Consider the following 1,836-nt stretch of genomic DNA (forward strand, 5'->3'; position numbering starts at 1 on the left):
CGCCCAGCCCGAACAGCCCCACGGCCCCGGCCCCGGTGTACGCCGCCCACTGGGCCGGCCCGAGCCCGGCCCCGGCGGACGCCGGCAGCCCCACCGCCTGAACCGCCAGCGGTGGCAGCACCCCGGCCCACCACGAGGTGGCCAGACAGCCGGCCGCCCCGCAGACCCCGGCGAGGACGCCCGCCGCGCCCGGCAGGACGCGGGCCGGGCGCTCCACCAGGTCGGGGTCGATCTGCGGTTCGGGACGCGGCTTCGGCTGGACCGGGCGGCGCAGCCGCGGCTGTTCGCCCGTGCCCTGTCGGCGTGCCACGACCGTCGGCCTGAGCGGCACGGACACCGGACCCGCCTCGTCGCGGAACAGCAGATGGACGGGGATCTCGGTGGTCGCCTCGTTCTGGATCAGCCGCGCGGGCCGGACGGGCCCCTCGGGATCGGGCGTGTGAGAAGTGGTCGTGGTCATGCGTGCCTCCAGCCTCCGCGCCAGATGCGTCACAACAGTGGTTGCCGGGATCCCGGTCGCCGGGTTCTCGGTCGCCGGGATGTCGGGTTACGCGAACAGCCGCCGCCAGGTCTCCGGCCCCGGATAGCCGTCCGCCGCGCCGCCCCGCCAGCCCTGGGCACGCTGGAAGGCCTCGACGGCCCGCCGGTCCGCCTCGTCCCAGCGCGTTTCCGGCTGCCCGGTCTTGTAGTGCTTGCCGAACCCCTTCTTCACGAGCTGAGTGGCGAGCTGCAAGACGTACTGATTGTCGGCACCCGGCCGGAACATGGCCCGCCCCGGGTATCCGGGCACGCCGTGCGACGAGGGCTGTGTGGGCTGGGCGGTTGGGTCGGCAGGGGTGGCAGGGGTGGCCGGGACTGTCGGGGCGGGTGCGCCGGCCGAACCCGTGCTCGGGATGTCCTTGCCCTTGCCGGTCACCAGCAGCGCCCATGTCCGCGGCCCCGGCAGCCCGTCCGCGTCCCGGCCCCGCCAGCCCTGCGCCTGCTGGAAGGCCTGGGTGGCCCTGCGGTCCGCGTCCGTCCAGCGTGGGCCGGGGCCGGTGGTGTAGTACCGGCCGGCGCCGCGCTCGACGAGCAGCTTGCCGAGCTGCGTGACGTACTTGTTGTTGGCGCCGGGACCGAAATGCGCCGGCCCCGGGTACGCGTCCGGCGCGGCGGTCCCGGGTTTGGCCGCCCCCGGCTTCCCGGTGCCCGCCTGCTCGACGTCGGACTTCCCGGTGCCCGGCTTCTCGGTCGCGGGCTTCTCGGTCGCCGGCTTCTCCGTGGCCGGCTTCTTGCCGCCCGTGGCTCCGCTCTTCAGCCCCTTGTAGCGGTAGGCGAGATAGCGGTCGGAGTGGCTCCAATAGGCGTACGGGGTGGTCTGGCGGCGGGCGTGCGGGGGTGCGGACTCATAGGCGACGTAGTAGGTATGCGTGTGGTCCGTCCAGCCGCCGAAAATGACGACGTGCGAGCCTTTCTGCGGGTCCGCCGGATTGTGGAACAGCAGAATGTCGCCGGGCTGCAGGTCCTTCTTGGCGATGCGTACCCCGTACTGGCCCAGGCTGCCGGTCCATTCGTTTCCGGGCAGCTTCCAAGCCATCGAGACGAAGCCCGAGCAGTCCTGTCGGTAGCCGTCCGACCAGTACTTGTACATGCTGTACGGCACCTTCGCCGCGACCCATTTCTTGGCCCGTTTGATGATCTCGGCGCGGGTGGTCGCGGGCGTCTTGACCGGACCGGACGACTGGACCTGGTGCCCGCCCGGGCCGTGCAGCGGGGCCTGGCCGCCCTGGGGAGTACTGGGCTCGTCACCTGCGGGAACGGCCGGGCGGTCGGGGGCGTGGGGGGCGGCTACGGCCG

General features: G+C 73.3%; 1 protein-coding gene and 1 pseudogene. Both read right to left on the minus strand.

Annotated features, from left to right (window positions below; all coding sequences use genetic code 11):
* Window positions 1–460 (minus strand): annotated as a pseudogene (locus tag L0P92_RS44145) (SPFH domain-containing protein); the annotation flags it as partial.
* A gap of 87 nt (window positions 461–547) precedes the next feature.
* A partial coding sequence (locus tag L0P92_RS44150) for a peptidoglycan-binding protein (protein WP_234768768.1) occupies window positions 548–1,836 on the minus strand: 1,289 nt, incomplete at its 5' end.

Origin of the sequence: Streptomyces muensis, assembly GCF_021474425.1 — a bacterium.
GTDB classification, from domain to species: Bacteria; Actinomycetota; Actinomycetes; order Streptomycetales; family Streptomycetaceae; genus Streptomyces; species Streptomyces muensis.